Source organism: Dolichospermum circinale AWQC310F, assembly GCF_000426925.1.
Classification (GTDB): domain Bacteria; phylum Cyanobacteriota; class Cyanobacteriia; order Cyanobacteriales; family Nostocaceae; genus Dolichospermum; species Dolichospermum circinale.
On sequence record NZ_KE384674.1, the window covers coordinates 186361 to 206669 of the forward strand.

Annotated in this window: 13 protein-coding genes and 1 pseudogene; 5 read left to right on the top strand and 9 right to left on the bottom strand. The window is 39.5% G+C overall.

Annotated elements, in window-relative coordinates; all coding sequences use genetic code 11:
- A pseudogene (locus ACIR310F_RS26110) lies at positions 1-403 on the top strand (hypothetical protein); the annotation flags it as partial.
- Positions 404-623: 220 nt separating this feature from the next.
- Here ACIR310F_RS26110 and murD read toward each other — a convergent pair.
- A complete protein-coding gene (gene murD / locus ACIR310F_RS0108360) occupies positions 624-2006 on the bottom strand; it encodes a UDP-N-acetylmuramoyl-L-alanine--D-glutamate ligase (protein ID WP_028083441.1) in 1383 nt (460 codons plus the stop codon).
- Between the two features lie 80 nt (positions 2007-2086).
- Positions 2087-4261 (bottom strand): glycine--tRNA ligase subunit beta, encoded by a 2175-nt coding sequence (gene glyS, locus ACIR310F_RS0108365; RefSeq protein ID WP_028083442.1) that lies wholly within the window; start codon positions 4259-4261, stop codon positions 2087-2089.
- 234 nt (positions 4262-4495) lie between these two features.
- Here glyS and ACIR310F_RS0108370 point away from each other — a divergent pair, with 234 nt between their 5' ends.
- Positions 4496-5527, top strand: coding sequence for a DNA cytosine methyltransferase (locus ACIR310F_RS0108370; RefSeq protein WP_028083443.1), 1032 nt, complete (start codon positions 4496-4498; stop codon positions 5525-5527).
- Positions 5528-5538: 11 nt separating this feature from the next.
- Here ACIR310F_RS0108370 and ACIR310F_RS0108375 read toward each other — a convergent pair whose 3' ends face one another.
- Both ACIR310F_RS0108375 and ACIR310F_RS0108380 read right to left on the bottom strand, forming a co-directional pair.
- Positions 5539-6237 carry an MAE_28990/MAE_18760 family HEPN-like nuclease gene (locus ACIR310F_RS0108375; RefSeq protein ID WP_231387435.1) on the bottom strand — a complete coding sequence of 233 codons (699 nt, stop codon included), beginning with the start codon at positions 6235-6237 and terminating at the stop codon, positions 5539-5541.
- A 6-nt stretch (positions 6238-6243) separates the two neighbouring features.
- Positions 6244-7341, bottom strand: coding sequence for a DUF262 domain-containing protein (locus tag ACIR310F_RS0108380; RefSeq protein ID WP_028083445.1), 1098 nt, complete (start codon positions 7339-7341; stop codon positions 6244-6246).
- 60 nt (positions 7342-7401) lie between these two features.
- On the opposite strand from ACIR310F_RS0108380, the gene ACIR310F_RS0108385 reads away from it, so the two are divergent.
- Entirely contained in the window at positions 7402-8814 is a 1413-nt protein-coding gene (locus ACIR310F_RS0108385) for a hypothetical protein (RefSeq protein WP_028083446.1), read from the top strand.
- Between the two features lie 67 nt (positions 8815-8881).
- Here ACIR310F_RS0108385 and ACIR310F_RS0108390 read toward each other — a convergent pair whose 3' ends face one another.
- From ACIR310F_RS0108390 to ACIR310F_RS0108405, 4 genes are all read right to left on the bottom strand, one after another.
- Entirely contained in the window at positions 8882-10972 is a 2091-nt protein-coding gene (locus ACIR310F_RS0108390) for an SPFH domain-containing protein (protein WP_028083447.1), read from the bottom strand.
- A 403-nt stretch (positions 10973-11375) separates the two neighbouring features.
- Positions 11376-11789 (bottom strand): ATP synthase F1 subunit epsilon, encoded by a 414-nt coding sequence (gene atpC, locus ACIR310F_RS0108395; protein ID WP_028083448.1) that lies wholly within the window; start codon positions 11787-11789, stop codon positions 11376-11378.
- 96 nt (positions 11790-11885) lie between these two features.
- Positions 11886-13334, bottom strand: a complete 1449-nt coding sequence (gene atpD, locus ACIR310F_RS0108400; protein ID WP_028083449.1) for a F0F1 ATP synthase subunit beta — start codon at positions 13332-13334, stop codon at positions 11886-11888.
- A gap of 594 nt (positions 13335-13928) precedes the next feature.
- Positions 13929-16457, bottom strand: coding sequence for a mannose-1-phosphate guanyltransferase (locus ACIR310F_RS0108405; RefSeq protein WP_028083450.1), 2529 nt, complete (start codon positions 16455-16457; stop codon positions 13929-13931).
- A 161-nt stretch (positions 16458-16618) separates the two neighbouring features.
- Between ACIR310F_RS0108405 and purB the strand changes: the two genes are divergently transcribed.
- Positions 16619-17914: an adenylosuccinate lyase gene (purB, locus tag ACIR310F_RS0108410; protein WP_028083451.1), complete on the top strand. Its 1296-nt coding sequence runs from the start codon at positions 16619-16621 to the stop codon at positions 17912-17914.
- A 217-nt stretch (positions 17915-18131) separates the two neighbouring features.
- Here the strand turns inward: purB and hemH are convergent, their stop codons facing one another.
- Positions 18132-19298, bottom strand: a complete 1167-nt coding sequence (gene hemH / locus ACIR310F_RS0108415; protein ID WP_028083452.1) for a ferrochelatase — start codon at positions 19296-19298, stop codon at positions 18132-18134.
- Between the two features lie 97 nt (positions 19299-19395).
- Between hemH and ACIR310F_RS0108420 the strand changes: the two genes are divergently transcribed.
- On the top strand, positions 19396-20052 hold the full coding sequence (locus ACIR310F_RS0108420; protein ID WP_028083453.1) for a class I SAM-dependent methyltransferase: 657 nt from the start codon (positions 19396-19398) through the stop codon (positions 20050-20052).
- Positions 20053-20309 lie beyond the last annotated feature (257 nt).

Below are 20309 nucleotides of genomic sequence, written 5' to 3' on the forward strand. Positions count from 1 at the left end.
TCCAGTTGACCAATTTCCAGACTCAGTTTACCAACAACCAACCGTTTCCCCAGTCAGAATACCACAACCTTCACCTTCAGCAGTCAATAATCCTCCTATCAAGAACGTACAACCAGCAACTCAGCCGAAAACAAAAAAGACAGAGATTAATTCTCAACCTTTAAAAGACGCGCCACCAAAATTAGCGACTATTACTCCAACAATTTCTGTACAACTAGAGGGAATATTGGAATCAGGTGATCAATCTGTGGCCTTATTTAATATAGATGGTATCACTCGCGGGATTAATGTGGGTGAAAATATTGGCAGCACAGGATGGATACTAATAGAAGTCACTAACGGTGAAGCTATTATTCGCCGTCATGATGAGAAAAGATCCATTTATGCAGGACAAAGACTATAATCATTTTTAAAAGCGTACAAGTGACAGGTGAAAAAACGAAAAGGCTTGGAGGGTAAACCAAGCCCAACTTCACTCAGGGTAAAATATATCATCCATCCTATAGATTATTCATATATTAATAATCCTTCCCAAGGGAGAAATTTCAAAAATATTCCCACAAACCTTCCCGACTCTCCGCGCCTCCGCGCCTCTGCGTGCAAAAAAGGCAGTTCATTCTGCCCTAGTGTACTAGATATTTTTGACACAATTGCCGAAAATCTTCACCGCGCATTTCAAAGTTATAATACTGATCAAAACTAGCACAAGCAGGAGATAGTAATACTACTGAAGCTTGATATTTTTTCGCTAGTTCCGCAGATAAGGATACGGCGTTTTCCATAGTTTCGACTATGTGGTAATTACTATATCCCACCTCTTGCAGACGTTTAGAAAATGCCAGTGCTGCGTTACCTATGAGTAAGACAGCGGCGGCTTTAGCTTGAATTTGTCCTAACCAAGCGGTATCATCTCCCGCTTTAGCTTCTCCACCAGCGATTAAAATAGTGGGGCTTTGCACAGATGCTAAACCTACCGCCGCTGCGTCGTAATTAGTGGCTTTACTATCGTTAATAAAATCAACTCCTTGCCAATTGCAGATATGTTCTAAGCGATGGGGAACACCAGGAAAATCACGTACAGATTGGGAAATGGCGGTAATATCTATACCTGCTAATCTAGCAGCGGCGACGGACATGAGCAGATTTTGCTGGTTATGTTCCCCTACCATTCGCAATGCAGATACCTCGACAATGGCTTGGGGTGTAGCGGTGATTTTTTCCATTACCCAGCCATTTTCTATATAAAAGCCTTTTTCACCAATCAGAAATTCTTCACCCTTAACGCTTGTCCAATAGGCTTGAGGCCAATGATTTAATCCTAATTGACGCAAGTAAAGATCATCACCATTAAATATTTGTAACTGGGAATTGTGTAATAATTTGGCTTTGATATGATAGTAATTTTCTAATGTTTTGTGACGGGCTAAATGATCTGGTGTGAAGGTTGTCCAAATGCCAATGCGAGGTGCTAAAGTTACAGAAGATTCGATTTGATAACTGCTAATTTCGCCAATTATCCAATCAGGACGATTTTGGATTTGAGATTTGAGATTTTGGATTGCTACCTCACAAGCAGCATAGCCGATATTACCACAGGCGGGAGCGTTTAATCCTGCCGTTTGGAAAATAGCCGCAATTAAGGCTGTGGTAGTGGTTTTACCATTTGTACCAGTAATTCCTACCCAGGGGATATCTTGTAAATGTCGCCAAGCTAGTTCCATTTCGCCGATAGTTTCCATTCCCAGTTCTCGCGCTTGGGCTAAAATAGGAATATCCCAAGGAACTCCGGGACTGACAATTATTAACTTGGATAAATCAGAATTGGTAAATTCTGGTGTGGTTTTTAATTTAACGGTAATGTGTTCGCTGGCGAGTTCCTGTTGTTGTTTGAGGAGGGTTGGGGAGGTGCTACTGTCATAAAGTTCTACCTCCCAGCCTTCCTGTTTCAACAATCTTGCCGCAGCAACACCGGACTTTCCTAATCCAATAATTAACGCTTCTGGCATTGACCGTGTATCATCCCTGGTTAAGCTCTACTATAGTAGCGTTAATTGGCAGCAATTACACAACTTTTTGTTGCTTTTGACTACAAATTTTTAACTATTGCGCCAAAGTCTGCTATAACGCGACCATGATTTCGCAATAATCCCAGCAAATTTAAGCGATTTTGCTTAATATCGGGATTTGCGTCCATGACTAAAACGCTGTCTTCACCATCAAAAAAGGTACTGACGGTGGGGGCGATTTTTGTCAGTGCGGTTACTAACAGTTGATAATCACGGTTTTGTTGTGCTGCTTGGGTTTGGGGAACTAGTTCAACCAAGGCGTTGTAAAATGCAGATTCAGATTTTTTCTGGAATAGTTCGGGGTTAATTAAGGTTTGTGGTGCTAGGGTTTGCAAGTCTAGATTTCCCTGGGCTGCTAACCGGGTAGAACGGTTGACAGTTTCGTAGATTTTATCTAATGTACCATCTTGACGGATTTTTTGTAAATAGATGGCGCGATCGCGGACATCTAATAAATCTACTAATGCACGTTCTGTATATTCAGGATCATTTTCTCCTAAAACCGCATTTACCAAATCATAATCTATCTGTTTTTCATCTTGTAATAAAGTGCGTATTCTTTGGAAGAAAAATTCTTGCAAAGTTTTGATTAGTCCCATTCTATCTTTACGAAAATCAACGGCAAAATTTGTTGCTGTATATTCTAATAAACTTTGTAAATTTATCGGTAAATTTGCCAACCAGGTAATATTAATTATGGCATTAGCAGCGCGACGTAAAGCAAAAGGATCGGAAGAACCTGTAGGAATTAAACCTAAACCAAAGATACTAACTAAAGTATCTAATCTATCAGCTAAACCGACAATTTGACCAGTAAGAGTTTGGGGGAAAATATCATCAGCATTTCTGGGTAAATAATGCTCAAAAATCGCCTTTGCCACTTCTGGGTCTTCACCACTAGCTAAGGCGTATTTTTCGCCCATAATCCCCTGTAATTCTGGAAATTCATAGACCATTTGCGTCACTAAATCGGCTTTACAGAGTAATGCAGCCCGTAATACGTTATTGATTGTATCAGGGAAGTCTGTTTTTTCAATAAAGTTAGCTTTTGTCAGTTGATATACAATCATTCCTGCAATGTCCATGACTCGATTTACTTTGGCACGAACAGAACCTAAATCTTCTTGGAATGTAACTTTTTCTAATTGAGGTAAAAAGCTTTCTAAAGGTTTAGATAAATCAGCTTCATAGAAAAATCTGCCGTCTGCTAACCTGGCGCGAATTACCCTCGCATTCCCCACAGCAATAATATCAGATTTGGCAGGATCTCCATTACTAATGGTGATAAAATTGGGCAATAATTCCTGACATTCTGCATTTTTGAAAACTGGAAAATACCGCTGGTGACTGACCATAACCTCGGTAATTACTTCTTTTGGTAACTTGAGAAATTCCTCCTCAAATTGTCCGATAACTGCTGTGGGATATTCCACTAAATTGACAACTTCCGCTAATAATTCCGGGTAAATTGGGGTATATCCCCCTAATTTTTCCGCCGCTGCTTTCACTTGATTTGTGATGATTTCCGCTCGGTTTTCTGGAGGGACATTTACATAACCAGAAGCCAATGTTTTAACATATTCTGTAGCGTGGGAAATACTAACAGGTTCGGGGTGTAAGACTCTATGGGTGCGAGAAATGCGACCGCTTTTGACAATTTTTGCCCCATTTTCTAATTGTAATGGTAAGATATCCCCATCTAATAATGTGACTAACCACCGAATTGGCCGGGAAAATCTCCCGTCACCATGTCCCCACCGCATTAACCGCTTGCCTTCTAAGTTCCAGACCCATTGGGGGACAAGTTCGGTTAAAATATCCGCAATGGGACGACCGGGAATTTGCTTATTCACAAAGACAAAATCCCCTTTTTCCGTGGGACGAATTTCTAAAGCAGAAATATCTACACCTTGCTTACTCGCAAAACCAATGGCAGCTTTAGTGGGTTGTCCATCTTTAAAGGCTGCTTGTGCGGGTGGTCCTTTGATTTCCTCTTCTCTGTCTGCTTGTTGGGAGGGTAAACCGGTAATGAGAACCGCTAACCGTCGCGGTGTTCCATAGACTTCAACCACAGCGTCGGGGAGATTATGAGTTGCTAGGCTGTGGGGAATGCGCGATTTCCATTGTACAATAGCATCACTCAAAAAACCGGCGGGTAATTCTTCTGTACCGACCTCTAATAAAAATGCTGGCATAAGATACTGTTTTTAACTTGACGGGGCTGAATATTAGTCAATTCCAATATTGTATGCCAGTTCCGACCCTTGGGGAAACTTTAAAACGGCAGTGGGTTGTTTTAAAATAGTGTCTTATTACCCTAGTTTTAGATATCAAAATTTGTAATATGCAGACTGTCCACCACCTTGTAGTAATGGGGCAAATGCGCTAGGGTAGTTAGTTGGGCTATATATCTCAAAAATAGGAGAGAAATGACTGGTAGTATTGCTATTGTAGATTTATTTTGTGGTGCTGGAGGACTAACTCATGGATTTGAGCAAGCAGGTCTTCCAGTAAAAGTTGGGTATGATATTGATCCTGCCTGTAAGTTTCCTTATGAACATAATAACAAAGCGAAGTTTATATTACAAGATGTAGAAAATCTTAGCGGTTCTGATTTAGCAGAGCATTTTTCTGGAAGCAGTATAAAAATTTTGGTAGGATGTGCGCCTTGTCAACCATTTTCTAATTATTCAAGACGTTATAATGATAAAAAATCTAAATGGAAACTTTTACAAGATTTTGTCCGTTTGGTCAAAGAATCTGAACCAGATATCATTTCCATGGAAAATGTGCTTCAGTTAAAATATCATGCAGTTTTTCAGGAATTTATTGAGAATTTAGAAAATTTAAAGTATTATCTTGAGCCTTATGAAGTTAATTGTTTAAATTATGGAATCCCTCAATCTCAAAGACGTTTAGTTTTACTTGCTTCAAAATTTGGTAAAATTAATTTAATTCCAGCGACTCATAATAAAGGAAAATATGAAACAGTTAGAAAAACTATTGAACATCTAGAACCACTAGCTGCGGGTGAAAAATCTAAAACTGATAAACTTCATATATGCAGTAAACTATCTAATCTTAATCTTAAACGTATTCAGGCTTCAAAACCTGGAGGAACTTGGCGAGATTGGCCTCCAGAATTAATTGCTAAATGTCATACAAAAAAAAGTGGTAAAAGTTATCCTAGTGTATATGGTCGTATGGAATGGGATAAGCCAAGTCCAACTATTACTACACAATGTTTTGGTTTTGGTAATGGTCGATTTGGACATCCTGAACAACATAGAGCCATTACATTGAGAGAAGCAGCATTACTACAAACTTTTCCAGAAAATTACCAATTCATAGCTCCTAATGAAGATTTAGCAGCTATTTCTATAGGAAGATTAATTGGTAATGCTGTTCCTGTTAAATTGGGAGAAGTTATAGGGAGGAGTATTTTGGAGCATCTCCAATAAATATGTCAAATTTATCTATTGTCTGAATGTAAATACTCTTGGTTCTCTAAATAATTTTCAATGTTTATCAATATCTGTCTAAGATACTCTACTACTTCGTCTTTAATCTGTAAAATATCTTCAATTGTTACCTCTTTACCAACGTCAGCAAATGATTTATTTCCATGAGCTAAATCATTCCTATTTTCCATAACAGCATCTAAATTTTCACCATGCTTTGTTTTAGCATGGTCAGTATCGTAAGAAAATCCATATTCCCTTGCTGTTTTTGTAATTTGCTCTCTATTAACATTACCTGAAAATAATTTTCTCCTATTAAACCCCACTTTAATAATATCAGTAGAAATATCCGTTATTCTAGAATGAACATTATCAAGAGATCGATTCTTAAAATTATAAAGCACTATCTTCTTGACTTCGATTCTAAGAGAATCAAAAGAAACTTTGCTGCTCTTTAGCTCCTCAAAAATAGCCTCTATAGCATTACGCATGGTTGATTCTACTAAATTATAGAGAAGTAAAAAACCATTAGCTTTGAGAGTTATTACCAGTTTAGGATCAATAGGCTTAATTGTCTGATTTCCATTCTCTTCCAATACTGTTAATTTAGTATTTTCCGCAGTTAATTCTTTCAGAAACTGGAAGTATTTATTCACCTCTTCAACACGGGTATTGAAGTCTAAAATGACCGTTTGCATAGTAATTTGCATAGTTAATTATTTCAAAAGTTGATCACGAACATATTCAATACGAGCAATTACTTTAGGTTTGGAATTACTTGCATCTGAAGTTGTGTATTGTTTAAACTCTTGTGAATCTAACCATTTTATTGATTTGGGTATTAAATCACTTTTCTCTCTCAAAGCAAGTGCAACACCTACAGAAATAGTTTCAAATCTAATTCTTGGTGTTCTGACATGACCTGTTCCCTTGGTAAATCCATTTGGTAGATATTTTTCAACAAAATCTAACATTCTATAAAATTCATTTTTCATTTCCTCTTTGTCTATTTCATTGTTATTATGTTTTTTTAGATATTCATCCAGAAACAGATCAACTCGTTGACCAAAATTCTGATAATTATTTAGATATGCAAAAAAACGTAATATAAATTCCTCTCGTTCTTGTTTAAGTTTAACAGCATCTGATAATGGACAGAGTTGATTAAATTTAGGATATTCAGCTAATTCTTCAAGAATATCAACAAATGGACCAGAAGATATTCCTCTACGTATCTCCATGTCGTTCCGTGGTACACCACCTGTGTTTATGCGTTCAAATAGATCTCTTCGTGTTTCTTCATCAGCTTTATCGGTCAAAACAATTATGCGAAGAGTAGCTCGATTGAACTGTCTTTGTCTTGCAGGGTGTAAGTCTTTGAATTTGAAATTATTAAGCTGCCTTAATTTTTCTAATCCAGACAGTCTCAGTTCATTATTAATAAATCTGTGTAAAGTACGAATACGTTGAGCACCATCAACAATTTCTAATCGAGCCTCATCATCAATATAATCATCTTTCGGTCGCAAATCAGCAACAAAAATATATGGACTTGGCAAACCCAGGATAATAGATTCAATAAACTTTGACTGTCGAGCTTCTTCCCAAATCATCTGTCGTTGATAGTCTGGTATATATAACTCGTTGGTATCATCCTCTAATCCTTCTGCATATTTCTTAATAAGCACTTCCACTGGATATTGTTTGGTGTCATAGTCAACTGCTTTCTGTTTTTCCCGAATTTCCATTTCCGCAGCTTGTTTTTGCTCATCAGTAATTTCTATTTCTGGTGGTATATTTTTTGCTTTTGGCATCTGGCTCTCCAGCTTGAATATAATGGTTTTATGATCATAATATCACAATTGTAAAATTAGATGGTATGCGATTCCTACGGAGCGCTTCGCTATCGCGCAAGTAGTTCGCTCCCAACTACTACGCGGGAATGTCTCAAGAAAACTCCAGTTTCTAAATTAAAATTAGAAGCTATTTGGTGTCCGTTAGTCTTTCCAGGAGAAATACAAAAACCTGATATAGAACCGGAAAAAACGGCTAAAGAATTTAAACAGGCTTTTAACTTAACCGGAAATCCAGATTTAGGATTAGTTAAAAAGGGAAAACCAGCAAGAGCAGATTTTTTGTTATGGTTATCACCTGATGAAAATTCAACTACTAAAAAACGTGATCATTTTATTTTCTGTTTTGAATTTTCTTATAATGCACCCAATGAATTAGCCCATTTTAGCCATGAAAATGCTCACAGAGAAGAAGTGAGTCGTTATGCTCGTTATATTGATTCTAGCCGAGTTTTTTCTAGGGTTTGCGCGGAGGTAGAAGGTGAGGAATTTTCTATTTCTGAAAAAATTAAAAATCATTTATTACCTTTTAGTGGTTCTGACAAACCTTTGTACAAACTTTGTCAAGCATCCTCGTATACTGAACAGTTAATTCACTCATTAAAAACTAAAGGAAGATTAGAAGGTGCTTGTATTGCTCGCGCAATAGCTATAACATCAAATGGATGTGAAAGTATCGCTGCTAATTTTAATGATCAACCTGATACTAGAATTGAATTAATGAAATCTTTAGGTAAAGCATATCGTAATACCATAAAACTAAAAAATGATACACCTAATAAACTTAATGAAGAAATTATCACAGTATTTAAGAGATTAGTCCAATCACTTCCTGGTGATTTTAGTAAACAAGCAAAGCAACTTATTCCTGAACCTAATTTAGAAACAAATATTAGCTATAGATTCCAGGAAAATATAGAGGTATTTTATAATTCTAATCAAGAAGTTTCCAGAGAAAATATAATTTTAGCAGTTGAAGAAACAGAAGCGTTACATAAATTTTTTGATGGTAATCCTCAAGATCATTTGATCAAAGAACTTCCACAAACTGAAAAAATTCAATTAAGAAAAGTTCATGAATCAGCAGTTATAGCAAGTTTAAATTCTGCTCAAATCGGAAAAATTAATGTTATTCCTTTAGAAGGAAATCCTGGAATTGGTAAAACTACTGCGGTGGTGAAGTTTCTTGAAAAACAATCTGAAGGTTTTATGTTTTTATATATCAGTCCGCGAGTCGTCATTAATCGAGATGTGACTGATAAACATACTAAATCTTGTGATGCGGGCATCTTACCTGCTATAATTGCTTATAATTATACTAAATCTTGTGGTGCGGGCATCTTGCCCGATATAATTGCTTATAATTATACTAAATCTTGTTGTGCGGGCATCTTGCCCGCTATAATTAGACAAATTCAATCCAGTACAGTTTAAGTAAAATACCCCTCTCCGTCCTGGAGAGGAGTTGGTGTGAGATTTATCGCAGTAAGTCAAATTAAACCTATATCTGAATGTTGTGATTCGCTGGTTCAGGTTTAAGAATAATGGGATTAGGAAGAGATGGTGATTTAGATACCTTTGTTTCTGCTTGTGTTTGTCCTGTTTGATTCCAGAGAATCATTGAGAGTAAACCATCTACTAAACTGTTACTATTACCATGACCATTGCTGCTACTTACCGTAATGTCAGGGATAATACGGACATTGCGATCGCCTATAATTTGCATTAACTGCATCGCTGTATAACCTTGTTTTCCTAAAGCTTCCACACCGGCGAGGTAGGTTTCCGCTTTAGCGTTACCTGTGGCGCGAATACCTTCAGCCTCCGCGACAGCTTTCAGCTTAATGGCTTCCGCTTCACCGGTTGCTTGCTGAATTTGGGCGTTAGCTTGCAATTCGGCAATTGTCACACCTTGTTCTGATTGTACCAAATCTTGCTGAATATCAGCTAATGCTGTTTCCCTGACCAACATTTGTCGTTGGGTTTCGGCCATTTGCTGCACTTCGTAAGTTTTACGTTGTTCCTCCGCGATTTTCCGTTCTGTCAAAGTGTGCATTAATTCTTTCGGGGGCGTAATTAAACCAATTAAAGAATCCACAGCTTGCACATCATAGGCACGCAAAGCAGATTTAACGTATTCAGAAGCTTCTATTTGGCGCTCGCTACGGGCAATCAAGAAATCCAAAATGGTATATTCTTGAGCGGAATTACGGAAATAATTGCCCACAATGGGACGCAAAACTTGGTCAATGACATTTTGCATCGAACCTAAGCGAGAAATCACTTTTGGCGCGTCTGAAGCCCCAATATGGATAATTTGAAATATCTCTAAATCAAAGCTAAAACCATCAAATGACAGCAGTTTTAACGCCTTCAAATTAGTATCATATCCGTGCTGTCCAGTGATTCTGTCAGTAAAGTTTAAAACGATATTTGTCGTCGGTACTAACTCAACTTTCATCACCTTAGTATTGAGCGGGTGTTTTCCTGGATACAATGGTTCAACCCAAACACCCTTGTGTCCTTGATTGACTAAGTTTCCGTGAGTAAAAGCCGCACCACTGACATCTTCCTGATCTTCACCGACAAAAGAAATCACCACACCGACATAACCAATGGGAATTTCCGTCATCGGTACTTGTTCGATATTTACCAACCAAGGGTTGAGATTCCACGAACCCGATAATAATACCTGTTCTTGTAAACCCCGTTGTCCCCCAGCATCAATAAATTTTTGACCATTTTGGAAGTTATCATGGCCACCAATCAAACGTCCAGCAATTTCACCTGCTGCAATTGGTGAACCATCTAACGTGGTGACAATACCAACTTTGTCTGCTGCTACTTCATAAATACGCAATTGTTCTGGACGCATACCATGAGTAGTGGCATTGGCTGTCGTAATAACTTTAAACAAAGCAGTGTTAATACGGTAAGTACCAGCGGTAATAAAAGCAATTTGTCGTCCTTTTTCGCCACCTTTCGTCAAAAATTTGCGAGCATCTTGAAAATTATCACATTCGACAATTTTGCCCAAAATCCGCTCTGGAGGGTTAGAAGCCCCATCAGCGGCGACAACCAGAGCGATTTCTCCTTGGGGGACAATGATTACCGGCTCTTTTTTGACAGCATACTGCCAAGGCCAATAACCCCAGTGCCAACCAGGGGCCAGGGTATCTGCTTGTAAACCAGCTTCACCATTTAAAGCGATTAATCTATTAGGGGGTAATACTTTACCAGAAAAGGTAAATTTTCTGACAACAATGCCCACCTCGCGCTCACCGATAACTACCAGTCCACCGAAGAAAATACAACCACCAATAATAATCACGGGAAAAATGATCAAAGGTTCAATTCCCATCGTTTGATAAGGAATTTGGCGAGTTACAGACTGGGTAATTACGGGCTGAGTTTGACCAGGTGGGATTGATATTGATACAGAAGTTATTTCTTTTGCTGCTGGTGTTTCTCCGGGAGCGGCATTGGCAGCATTAACACCACCTATTAAAGATAAGGCAGCGATCGCAGATGTAGCCAATGTCACGATTTTATTGTACTTACCCTTACCCACAGAAAATGGAAAGCTTTTCATATATGTGTACCTCATTCGGGAAATAATTATCTAATTTGTGACTTCACTATGAATCAGCCTGTTTCCTTAAATCCTATCTAAATTTTTTACCAGATTGATTCATCCGTTTAAGAAGCGGTTATAAGCTGCTGTTTACAAAACTTATTTTATTTATGTAAGTATTAGTTATATGATACCAGTTAGTGGTAGAACAAAAACCAGATTAACGCCATACCCAATTGTAACTTTTATCAAAAGTCAGATGACACCTGTAATTATCAAAAAGAAATATTGTGGTGTGGGTATCTTTCCCACTAAAAGTGTACCTCAGCCTTATGGTAATCCGCCGTAAATTAAAATAAAATACCAATAAAATAGGGTGGACAAACAGCCCACCCTGAAAATCCAGCAGTTGTAATTAAATTTACACCAAACCGCCAGCAGCTTGAAAACGAGCGCGGGCGCGTTTAAATGCTTTTGTAGCCTGGATTTGTGCTTGACGATCTTCTGCTTTAACTTGATTTAAGCCAGATTGTGCTGCATTAAAAGCAGCACGAGCTTCTTCAAGTTTAATTGAGTCACCACGTTCCGCACCGTTGACTAGAATTGTCACTTCATCTTCATCAACTTCAGCAAACCCACCTAAAAGAGCGATCGCTTGCCAATTGGCGTTTTTATTAGCGCGAACACGCATAACACCAATATCTAAAGCTGTTAACATGGGAGCGTGTCCACTTAGGACACCCAACTGACCAGTAGTGCTAGGTAAAACTACTTCATCAGCTTCAGAATCCCAAACAGTTTTGTCTGGGGAAATTACACGAACAGTTAATGTCATTTGTCAGTTGTCCTTTGTCATTTGCCTTTTGTCAATTGTCAGTTGTCAGTTGTCAGTTGCATAAAAAACCACTGACCACTGACTAATGACTAATGACTAACCCTTGAGCTTTTCTGCTTTAGCTTTAGCTTCTTCGATATCACCTACCAAGTAGAAAGCTTGCTCAGGTAAAGCATCCAACTCACCAGAAAGAATTTGTTTAAATCCTTTAATGGTGTCTTCCAACTTCACATACTTACCAGGAGAACCAGTAAATACCTCAGCGACAAAGAAAGGCTGAGACAAGAACCGTTCAACTTTCCGCGCCCGGGCGACAATGAGACGGTCTTCTTCAGACAATTCATCTAAACCAAGAATGGCGATAATGTCTTGTAATTCTTTGTAACGTTGCAGAGTAGATTGTACAGCCCGTGCAGTATCATAGTGATCACTACCAACGATACCGGGTTGCAACATAGTAGAAGTAGAACCCAGAGGATCAACCGCTGGATAGATACCTTTAGAAGCCAAACTACGAGACAATACCGTTGTTCCGTCTAAGTGAGCAAAAGTAGTTGCAGGAGCAGGATCGGTCAAGTCATCGGCAGGTACATATACAGCTTGAATAGAAGTAATAGAACCTTCTGTAGTAGAGGTAATCCGTTCTTGCAAAGCACCCACATCTGTACCCAAAGTAGGCTGATATCCTACAGCGGAGGGCATACGACCCAAGAGCGCCGATACTTCAGAACCAGCTTGGACAAAGCGGAAGATATTATCAACAAACAACAATACGTCTTGCTTGTTCACATCACGGAAATACTCAGCCATTGTCAAGCCAGATAAACCAACCCGCATTCTTGCTCCGGGTGGCTCGTTCATTTGACCATAAACTAGCGCGATTTTGGATTCATTGAGATTATCTTTATTGATAACTCCAGATTCCATCATTTCGTTGTAAAGGTCATTACCTTCACGAGTGCGTTCACCCACACCAGCAAATACCGATACACCACCATGTTGAGTAGCGATATTGTTGATCAATTCCATCATGATCACGGTTTTACCCACACCAGCACCGCCGAACAGACCGATTTTACCGCCGCGTCTGTAGGGTGTTAGCAAATCCACAACCTTAATACCGGTCTCAAATACAGAGGGAGTGGTTTCCAACTCTGTGAATTTAGGAGCGTCCCGGTGAATAGCTAGAGATGCTTCAGCGTTTACCGGACCTTGATTGTCTACAGGTTCGCCCAAAACATTGAAAATCCGTCCCAAGGTAGCTTTACCAACGGGTACAGTGATTGGAGCGCCAGTATCAACAACCTCTAAACCACGGACTAAACCATCTGTGGTACTCATAGCTACAGCCCGGACTTGGTTATCGCCCAGGAGTTGCTGTACTTCAACGGTTAATTTCAGTTGTTGTCCAGCTTCGTTTGTGCCAGTGATAGTTAAAGCGTTGTAGATTTGGGGTAATTTACCGCCGGGGAATTTAACGTCTACAACCGGACCAATGATTTGGGTAATGTACCCAATGTTTGTTTTTTCTGCGGTGGTGACCATGCTGCGCCTAAATGATTGAAGCTGTTTTTCACAAGTGGGTTCTTTAAGACCCCAGATCAAGCGATATCATCTTTTAGGTTAGCACCTAACGACTCCACCTTTGCCTTAAATTCATTATTAAGAACAGATTTCCCATTTCTTGCACAAGTGGTGACAGGGAACAGGGAACAGGGGACAGGTGACAGGTGACAGGGAAGAGGGAAGAGGGAAGAGGTTTTGGGCAACTTTACTTTTCGTTACTTATGTCGGTTTTTTTCCGTTCACCTACTTATCAAAAACTATCAAAATATAATCAATTCCGTAGGGGCAAACCCCCCGTAGTTGCCCCAAAAACATGGGTAGGGGCAAACCCCCCGTAGTAGATAGATGCCAAAAAAAACAACTATAGTTTTTTAGACAATAGTTGTGTAAAAGTAATTTTTAGATGAAACTCGTTTATTTTGACGTAATTACTAAATATTCTGTTCCCGTCCATGTATTCCCAAGGCGAAACCATTTCAGGAAATAGGGAATAACCATGAGAAGATCTAAAATCTCAAACTTTGGGTTTTTGCTCCTTTGTGTCTGGACGTTGAACATAATTTATACTGCTGCTCACATATCCAATCTGTAATTCTCCTGTTCACGTTCGACAAAATATTGAATACGGGAACGGTAATCTCTGAGGGTTTCATCAACCCAATCCCGATCGCTGCTGTTAACATAAAGATGAACCAAAGGCTCACTGGCATCTGGTAAAATCAAAAGCCAATTGTCATCATAGGGTTGACGAATTTTCACACCGTCAATTAATTCCAAATTTTGAGCGGGGTGGGTTTCGACCAAATAACGCATTAACGCCCCTTTAGCAGTCCAAGGACAGCGAACGGTATAATTTCTATTAATCACACGGGGTAATTCAGAACGTACGGTTGCCAGCGATCGCTCTTGAATGGTTAACATTTCAATCAGCTTGGCTATACAGAACATGGAATCAAATCCTGGGTGTAATTGGGGGAAAATAAACCCGGTTTCCCCACTACCACCTAAAACCACATGAGAATTTTTTTGACAAGCTTCCATTAAAGCCGTCGGATTAGCTTTAGTTCTAATTACATTACCATCATGACGATGGGCAACTAATTCCACCGCACTAGAAGCATGAACCGGAACAACGACGGAACTTCTAGGGTTAGCAGTTAACATCATATCAACCATCAAAGCGGTTAACATTTCACCGCGAATGGGAAAACCCGATTCATCAACTAAAATTAGTTGTTCCCCATTAGCTGATACTTGCACCCCAAAGTTAGCGTTTACAGCCTCGACAACGTGGCCTAATTGAGTTAATAGTAATTCTCGATCAGCGTTAGAAATGGCCGTTTTATTCAAACTAGCATTTAATACCACCGCATCAGCCCCAAATTTATCTAGCATTTGCGGTAAAATTGCCCCAGACACGGCGTAAACATAGTCAATGACCACTTTTGCCCGACTGTTACGCAGAGTGTCCACATTCAATAATTTCTCAAAGGCCTTGCAGTAGCGATCCATCAATTGGCTAGAATATATCACATCACCAATTTCATGACTTTGGGAACGACGCATATCTTCCTTAAAATAGGCCCCCTCAATTTTCTTTTCTTGGGCTTTAGAGATATTAATGCCCTTAAAATCCATAAATTCAATTAAGATATAATCACGGCGTTCTGGGTGTACTCGCACATGAATACCTCCGGCTACGGACATTGTGGGGATCACCGTCCGGGCGATGGGAATAGCTGTAGTATCGAGGTTTTGCACATCTACACCTACAGACATTAAACCAGCAATTAAAGAGCGTGTCACCATGCGGGAAACATTGCGTTGATCACGGGAAACGGTGACTATTGAACCCGGTTTTAAGGTTGAACCATAGGCAGCACCCAATTTGACCGCAAACTCTGGGGTAATATCAATATTGGCTAATCCCTGTACTCCCCGCTGTCCAAATAAGTTCCGTTGGGCGGTATTTCCCCAAATCAGATTAATATTGAGAATAGCACCGGACTCAATTTTTTTACTCGGCCAAACTCGCACACCAGGACTAATTTGCGCTTCTTCTCCCACGGTGGATAATGAACCCACTACAGCCGCTTCTAAAACGTGGGCGCGTTTGTCTACACGAGTACCACGAGCGATTACAGAAGCTGATAAATGGGCTTCATCGCCAATGATTGCTCCATTCCAAATAATTGGTCTTTTTAGATGGGCATCAGCACCGATTGTCACATTATCACCAATCACTGTTCCATTTTCAATTTGAACTCTTGCACCAATTCGGCAATTATTACCAATTACCGCTGGAGTGTCAATTTTGGCTGTAGGATCAATATAAGTATTTTGTCCTACCCATAAACCAGGGGAAATTTCTGGATAACTTACTTTGAGCAAAACTTTCCTTTCTAGGGCATCATACTGGGCTTCACGGTAGGCATCTAAGTGACCTACATCACACCAATATCCCTCGGCAACATAACCGTAAATTGGCTCATTTTTAGCTAGTAGTAAGGGAAATAAATCTTTAGAAAAGTCGCATTCAGTATGTTCTGGTAAATAATCTAAAACTTCTGGTTCTAAAATATAAGTTCCAGTATTGACGGTATCAGAAAAAATTTCACTGGTGGAAGGTTTTTCTAAAAATCGGTTAATGCGTCCCTGGCTATCTGTAATTACCACACCAAATTCAATGGGGTTAGGCACACGGGTTAATATTAAAGTCGCTTTTGACTGTTTTTGTTGATGAAATTCAATGGCCGCACTCAAATCAAAATCTGTGATACTATCACCACTAATTACTAAAAAGGTTTCATCCAAAAGTTCAGCAATATTTTTTACACAACCTGCTGTTCCTAAAGGCTGGTCTTCTTCAATAGCATAGGTCATTTGTACACCAAAATCACTGCCATCTTGGAAGTAGTCACGGAGAATATCTGGTAAATAATGCAACGTAGCAATTACTTCGTAAATCTGATGCCCTTTAAGAAGATTGATGATATGTTCAGCAATAGGACGATTTAAGATCGGAACCATGGGTTTGGGTAAATCACAAGTCAAAGGACGCAACCGCGTTCCCGACCCACCAGCCATTAACACTGCACGCATAAATTCTCCTACTTTATTTTTCTTCCTTTAGTCTCATACAGATATTGAGATTTAAGGAACTTCCCCAAGAAACATCTGATCAAAATTCTTCTCTGTTGTCTATTTTCCACAAGGGGTAATTTACAATGTAAAATATGACAGTTGTATTAGATGCTGTAAATGTGATTGAGCGTTATACTTTGCCGGAAATGGGCAATCTGTGGAGTGAAACCTATAAGCTGAAAACCTGGCTAGATGTAGAAATCGCGGTATGTGAAGCACAGGCAGAACTGGGTTATATTCCAGCAGCAGCAGTTGAGGAAATTAAGGCTAAGGCGAATTTTGACCCCAAACGGGTGCTAGAAATTGAAGCGGAAGTTCGTCATGATGTTATTGCCTTCTTGACAAATGTTAATGAATATGTAGGTGATGCTGGTCGGTATATTCATCTAGGTTTAACCAGTTCAGATGTATTAGATACTGCTTTAGCTTTACAATTAGTGGCTAGTCTGGACTTGTTGTTAAAACGCTTAGAAGATGTAATTGCAGCAATTCGCAAAAAAGCTACAACCCATCGGTATACGGTGATGATTGGGCGATCGCATGGTATCCACGCTGAACCAATTACCTTTGGTTTTAAGTTAGCTGGTTGGTTAGCGGAAGTATTACGACACCAGGAACGGCTGCAAATTCTCAAGAAAACCATCGCAGTCGGGAAAATATCTGGTGCAGTAGGAACTTATGCTAATATAGAACCGCGTGTGGAAGCGATCGCTTGTGAAAAACTCGGACTTAAACCAGATACTGCTTCTACACAAGTAATTTCCCGTGATCTTCATGCTGACTTTGTGCAACAATTAGCGCTACTCGCTGCCTCTATAGAACGGTTTGCTGTAGAAATTCGTAACCTGCAAAAAACAGATGTTTTAGAGGTTGAGGAATTTTTTGCCAAGGGACAAAAGGGTTCTAGTGCTATGCCTCACAAGCGTAATCCTATCCGTTCGGAACGGTTAACAGGAATGGCACGACTGGTCAGGAGTTATGCCGGTGCAGCTTTAGAAAACGTCGCTTTATGGCATGAACGGGATATTTCCCACAGTTCTGTAGAACGGGTAATTTTACCAGATGCTTGCATTTTAACCCATTTCATGCTACACGAAATCACTAACCTGGTGAATAACCTCCTGGTCTATCCTGAAAACATGGCACGGAATCTCAACTGTTATGGTGGAGTAGTATTTAGTCAAAGAGTATTATTAACTTTAATTGACAAAGGACTGAACCGCGAAGAAGCATACTCCATAGTTCAGGAAAGCGCTCATACCGCTTGGAACAAACCAGAAGGAAACTTCCGTGATTTAATTAGCAAAGATCCGCGCGTCATTAAAAACTTGTCAACTGCTGAGATAGAAGCTTGTTTTGATCCGCAACATCATCTCCAACATTTAGAACAAGTTTATCAACGACTGGGTATTTAGAATTGGGCATTGCTGAATTGAGGTATGAAAATCAAATATTCTAGTTCTTAAACTCTTACTCTCTGCGTCCTTCGCGCCTCTGCGTGAGAAAAAATCATACCTTCATTCACCAACGCCTAGAATTGATTATAGATGGGGGTGAAAATTAAATGTGCGTTTCCTAGAACCCTGGTAGAGACGTTCCATGGAACGTCTCTACAATCTTTACCGGAGATGTCTAATGTAACAGTCCGATAACGTGCAGTAAGCCCTTACCTGTAACTAACTCAATCATCAACCCAATAAATCCTAACATGGCGATTCGACCATTCCAAACTTCGGCACTGGTGGTTATTCCCCATTCCCAACGTTCTTGAGGATACATTCTCACCCTTTTTTTCATTTGGGTAACTTGAGAGAGTTTCAAGTTGGGTTGTTTAAGGGCATCAATAATCAAGTCAGATAAAGCTTGAATAAACACCGGATTGGTATTGGGTGCTGGAACCCGTCCAAAGTTGTGTATTCCTGCTTCTTCTGCTATTTCTCGGTATTCAATGTCAATTTCTTGTAGTGTTTCAATGTGTTCAGAAACAAAACTAATGGGGACAACTACGAGATTTTTCACCCCTTTTGCACCAAGTTCTTTCAGTGCATCTTCTGTATAAGGTTGTAGCCATTCTACAGGACCAACACGACTTTGATAAGCCAGAGTGTGGGGATTAGGACGGTTGAGGGTTTGCATAATTAAGTAAGTGCATTCTTCAATTTCCTGCTGGTAGGGATCACCTGCTTCCTTGACATAGCTTTTAGGGACACCGTGGGCACTGAAGAATATATGCACATGATCAGGATCAGGAAACTTCTCCAATTCCCCAATGATCAGTTCTGACATGGCTTGCAAATAACCTGATGCTTTGTACCAAGAAGGAATCACCGTATATTCAAGACCTTGGAGTTTGCGGTTTTCCTTCCATAATTGTTCTAATAACCGAAAACTAGAACCGCTAGTGCTGATGGAAAATTGCGGGTAAAGGGGGAGAATTACCAACTTATCAATGTTATCCTGGGTAAGTTGGGCAATAGCTTCTTCTGTGTAAGGATGCCAATAACGCATTCCTACATAGATATTAGCTTCCTGTCCTAATTTACCTAGCTGACATTTAATAGCCTCTCCCTGTTCTTCTGTAATCCGTCGCAATGGAGAACCGCCACCAATTTGCTTATAATTTTCTTGAGATGTTTTTTGTCTGCGGGTAGCAATAAACCAAGCTAGGGGTTTTTGCATCCAGCGAAACGGTAAACGGATAATTTCTGGATCTGAAAACAGGTTATACAAAAACGGTCCGACATCTTCGAGTTTATCTGGACCACCGAGATTAAGTAATAATACCCCTATACGACCCATAGCAATTACTTTCCCCCAATCTTTACAGATTTTTTACTAAAGTTGTTAACAATATATCTTTAATTAAATATAAAGCTTTATCGGCAGGAAAAATACAATGGCGACAATTTTTCGAGATTTGAGTTACAGATACCAATGGTTATATGATAGCATCTCCCGGTTAGCCGCTGTCACTGTGGGGGGTGAAGCCCGGTTTCGTCGTCTAGCTTTAGAAAATTTGCAATTAGAAGCAGATACCCAGATTTTAGATTTGTGTTGTGGTAGTGGTCAGGTTACCAGATTTTTGGTGAATTTTTCCAATCATGTCACTGGTTTAGATGCTTCTCCATTATCTATACAGCGATCGCAGAAAAATGTACCAAAGGCTACATATATCCAAGCTTTTGCGGAAGATATGCCTTTTGCAGATAATTTATTTGATGTGGTACATACTAGCGCGGCTTTACACGAAATGCACCCAGAACAACTGCGAAAAATCATTATGGAGGTTTATCGAGTGTTAAAACCGGGGGGAGTTTTTACTTTGATAGATTTTCACCCCCCAACAAATCCCCTATTTTGGCCGGGGTTAGCGGTATTTTTCTGGTTATTTGAAACTGACACAGCTTGGGAATTGTTGAGAACAGATTTACCCGGTTTGTTAACAGATTATGGTTTTGATGTCGGTCAACCTAGTTTATATGCTGGTGGGAGTTTGCAGGTAATTCAGGGGAAGAAGATGGTTGAGAATGGTCAAGATTTTGAACAGAAATAATGGTCAGAATCGGGATATCCAGAATTAGAGGATTAACAGGATGTTTTTTGATGAAATAAGGGAACTCTTAACTGGGAACAGTTTTAACTGTCTGGATATCGTCAATTTTCCAAATCCGACAAAGAAAAATGCAATTCATTTTGAGACACCATTAGCCAAAACCTGGTACTTTTTTGTGGTAAAATAAAGCGAAACCCTTTGTTAATAAATGGTTTTAGGTTTATATGGCTAACGCCACGCTACGCTATCAGCAAGCC

Excerpts from the sequence above, each read along its gene's own strand:
- murD (WP_028083441.1), bottom strand. The coding sequence starts at position 2,006 with ATGCCAGAAGCGTTAATTATTGGATTAGGAAAGTCCGGTGTTGCTGCG.
- glyS (WP_028083442.1), bottom strand. The coding sequence starts at position 4,261 with ATGCCAGCATTTTTATTAGAGGTCGGTACAGAAGAATTACCCGCCGGT.
- ACIR310F_RS0108370 (WP_028083443.1), top strand. The coding sequence starts at position 4,496 with ATGACTGGTAGTATTGCTATTGTAGATTTATTTTGTGGTGCTGGAGGA.
- ACIR310F_RS0108375 (WP_231387435.1), bottom strand. The coding sequence starts at position 6,237 with ATGCAAATTACTATGCAAACGGTCATTTTAGACTTCAATACCCGTGTT.
- ACIR310F_RS0108380 (WP_028083445.1), bottom strand. The coding sequence starts at position 7,341 with ATGCCAAAAGCAAAAAATATACCACCAGAAATAGAAATTACTGATGAG.
- ACIR310F_RS0108385 (WP_028083446.1), top strand. The coding sequence starts at position 7,402 with ATGGTATGCGATTCCTACGGAGCGCTTCGCTATCGCGCAAGTAGTTCG.
- ACIR310F_RS0108390 (WP_028083447.1), bottom strand. The coding sequence starts at position 10,972 with ATGAAAAGCTTTCCATTTTCTGTGGGTAAGGGTAAGTACAATAAAATC.
- atpC (WP_028083448.1), bottom strand. The coding sequence starts at position 11,789 with ATGACATTAACTGTTCGTGTAATTTCCCCAGACAAAACTGTTTGGGAT.
- atpD (WP_028083449.1), bottom strand. The coding sequence starts at position 13,334 with ATGGTCACCACCGCAGAAAAAACAAACATTGGGTACATTACCCAAATC.
- ACIR310F_RS0108405 (WP_028083450.1), bottom strand. The coding sequence starts at position 16,457 with ATGCGTGCAGTGTTAATGGCTGGTGGGTCGGGAACGCGGTTGCGTCCT.
- hemH (WP_028083452.1), bottom strand. The coding sequence starts at position 19,298 with ATGGGTCGTATAGGGGTATTATTACTTAATCTCGGTGGTCCAGATAAA.
- ACIR310F_RS0108420 (WP_028083453.1), top strand. The coding sequence starts at position 19,396 with ATGGCGACAATTTTTCGAGATTTGAGTTACAGATACCAATGGTTATAT.